The organism is Okeania sp. (assembly GCF_983059655.1).
In genome coordinates, this window is the sequence record NZ_CEZPJD010000080.1 from 1 (window position 1) to 3211 (window position 3211).

The 3211-nt window shown below is 33.2% G+C and carries 3 protein-coding genes; all 3 read right to left on the reverse strand.

Annotated features, from left to right (window positions below; all coding sequences use genetic code 11):
• Positions 1-258: 258 nt before the first annotated feature.
• Positions 259-1137, reverse strand: a complete 879-nt coding sequence (locus AC3DU7_RS07290; RefSeq protein WP_488038688.1) for an alpha/beta fold hydrolase — start codon at positions 1135-1137, stop codon at positions 259-261.
• Positions 1138-1664: 527 nt separating this feature from the next.
• Positions 1665-2030, reverse strand: coding sequence for a DUF1815 family protein (locus AC3DU7_RS07295; RefSeq protein ID WP_488038689.1), 366 nt, complete (start codon positions 2028-2030; stop codon positions 1665-1667).
• Between the two features lie 893 nt (positions 2031-2923).
• Positions 2924-3136: a DUF2839 domain-containing protein gene (locus AC3DU7_RS07300; protein ID WP_488038690.1), complete on the reverse strand. Its 213-nt coding sequence runs from the start codon at positions 3134-3136 to the stop codon at positions 2924-2926.
• Between the last annotated feature and the right edge of the window lie 75 nt (positions 3137-3211).

Below are 3211 nucleotides of genomic sequence, written 5' to 3' on the forward strand. Positions count from 1 at the left end.
TCATAGTTGCAGGTATTTGATTATTTTAAATTTAAAGATTATGCAACTATGATTTTTTTTCTTTTTGCTAAAGTATGTTTCACTTAACTGATAACTGAGGCATATATTGCTGGTAAGAACCCGCAGTTTTTCGTTAATTTTTGTACCCCATTTACCAGAAATAAAAAAAACTATCTCCTTTTTATACCTTTAAGCCCACTCTTATTCCCTTCTGAGTCCTGAATTATGAATTCTGACTTCTCCCTTAATTAATATCAATTATTTCTTTTGTAAAAAGTCAAGTAGCTCTCTGTTAACTGTATGAGGTACTTCCTGCTGAATCCAGTGGCCACACTCAGGGATAACTTTTAACCAAAAAGGAGCTGCAATTAGTTTATCTAAACCTTCTGTAAGTTTTTGACTTAAAAAAGAATCCTCTTTTCCCCACAAAACTAAAGTAGGTGCTGTAATTAATGATGGTTTAGGATAAAAGTTTTTTAGCCAGTTTTGAGGTAAAAGAAATTGACGATAGTGATTAATTGCTGCTACAAGCGCTCCTGGTTTTTCCAGAGCTGCTTGATAGATCTGAGTAATTTCGGCACTAAAGACACTTTTACGAATAGCTTGCCCTTGAAAAACCCCTTTAATAAATTCTCTTAAATTTTGCTGAATCAACCATTCTGGAATACCAGGAACTTGAAAAGCTAATATATACCAACTTCGTCGTAGTTGATCTATATTTCCTGTTATTTCTTGAATAAGTTTTTGTGGATGTGCTGCATTCAAAATTGCTAGACGGTTAAGATATTGAGGAAATTTTTGGGCCAGATGCCAGGCGATCGCTCCTCCCCAATCATGGCCTACAATATGTGCTTTAACATAACCCAAACGTTCAATTAGTCCTCGAATATCAGCAGCTAGAGTATCTAAGTCATAGCCGTTATCTGGTTTTTCAGAATCGTTATACCCTCGTAAGTCTGGTACTACAACTTTATAATGACGGGCCAATGCAGGGATTTGATAGCGCCAAGAATACCAAAATTCAGGGAACCCATGAAGGAGTACGACTAACTCTCCTTCACCTTGAGTAACATAATGTAAACGTACATTGTTGGTGTCTACGAAAAAATGTTGCCATTGAGACTCTAGAAGACTCATAATTTGCAATCAACTCTCCTTTATATATTGCCAGACTTGTCTTATTTAGTAGTATCTTTTGTCTGGCTAATGTTATATTTTTAACTTATGTATTTCTAGATTAACATTTATTCTATCTAGATGTATCTAACATATCTAAAATAAGAGCTAAGTAGCTTTTATTCTCTGAATTACAGATATTGTTAAGTTGCTAATTTTTATACTTATTTCAGAATCATTTTCTCAAGCTACTCAGACTTAACAGCATTAAAAAGGGAGTAATATCATGTTCGGTAGATATGCAATTATGATTATGTTATATTGAGTATACTATGTACAAGCTTTATTTTTAGGCGATCTCTGGAGTGACGCCTCCTGGGGAATATCTGCGCTATAGGCGTTAGCAGAACCTCTGAGCCAGCAAAAAGTTAACCTACCGAGAAGCAGTTGCTCGGTATGGCTTCTAGTACTTTCAGGTAGAAAAAGACGTTAAAGGCCGATTAAAGTCTGCGTCATACCCAAAAGGTTTAACGCAGGAAATTAATAGACTAGATGACCTGATTCAAACTTAAGTCTTCCTGCGGAAGTTGACCAGAGTTTTGACAAGGCTGAATCTGATTTTTTAGCAAATTAGCTAGCTCTTGTAACTGGCTAATTGCTTCAGCTCCTTCTAATTTCATTAGTTCGCGATCGTCTCGCATCTCTGTCCATGTAATGCCATAATCTGATACTAGGAAGCGAATCAGGTGATTTTCTCCCAAGCTGACCATAAATGAGGCACTATTCATTTTACCCCCGCAGGTATAACAAGATGCCAAATACCCTCTATTCTCTAGCACAATTGCCAGAGCTTGCAAGTTCATTACTAGGTCTTGTACAAATTGACGATGTTGTTCTGCAAGTCTCAGAAACACTTTTATCCTCCTATCACCACACTCCTATAATTTTAAACTTTAGTTAAGTTTTATGAAAATCTGGTGTTTAGCTGTTGAACATAGTAAGTATATCCCTAATCAATTTTTAGCACATCTCTTGAGTAGCCTTTAATACCAAATGCTTGATTAGGTTACTATTAGGTTACTTTTAGTATTCCTGAGCTAAGGTATCAACAGCAACATCCACACAATGTGCTATGTTCTTTACTTTGAAAAGACTCAAACACTAAATTTTAGGTTGCACAATTAGCGATTTAAGAAACTAAAACCAGAAAATCATACAAATAATTAATCATGGTTATTAAGTTAAATAATATCAAGATGCATTAGAGTACCTGTCGGCAAGAGTTTTGAAGGAATACAATTAAATCTAAAGTTTTCTAGAAGTGAATTGTTGATTTTTTATAGATATTAGATAGTATTTAGATGGGAAACTATTTATAGATAAAAATAAATAAAATTTATTAGCCTATTGGTTTTATTGATTGTGAGTATTTCATTTTCCTAGAGTCATTTAAAATTATACATAAATAGAGCTTTTAGACGGTCAGATTATCTGAAATATTAACTTTAAGAAATATTTTTTTACATCTATAAATTTGTAAGTATTTTACTTAGCTTTGATGCTAAATCAATACTCATTAATGTTATTAGATAAAAGTTCTGTAAAATATTTGACTCTAAAAATATTCTTATTAATACTTGCTAATTAAAAATTAACTATAAGCTATTAAATTTCTCTAGTGCAGGATGACAGAAATAACTAACCAGTTACAAAATCATAAAAGCCTTACCAATCAATACTTTTGACTTTTAACTTCCGCGTAGCAGCACTAGTTGTTATTTTAATTTTATTAAAGATATAGAAATAATTATTGAATTTGCCACCATCCAAAAGCAGGACCAATGAATCTAACTGTTAACCAGGCAACAATGAGTAATCCAATACCAATCCATGCACCAGTTGAAGTTAATTGCATAAATTTCTGGCTTTGACTTTTAGTAATTGGCAGCCAAGAAATAAACCGTGCTTCTTGACCGTATTGTTCTCCTAATGATTCTTTACGACGCTTTGCTTCACCCATAATTTTCTTAATAGTTATTTAAGTGATTTTAATTTAGATCATAACAGTGAGCCTAGACAAGAATAAACTTTTTCT

Coding starts and splice junctions, on each gene's coding strand:
- AC3DU7_RS07290 (WP_488038688.1), bottom strand. CDS start 1,137: ATGAGTCTTCTAGAGTCTCAATGGCAACATTTTTTCGTAGACACCAAC.
- AC3DU7_RS07300 (WP_488038690.1), bottom strand. CDS start 3,136: ATGGGTGAAGCAAAGCGTCGTAAAGAATCATTAGGAGAACAATACGGT.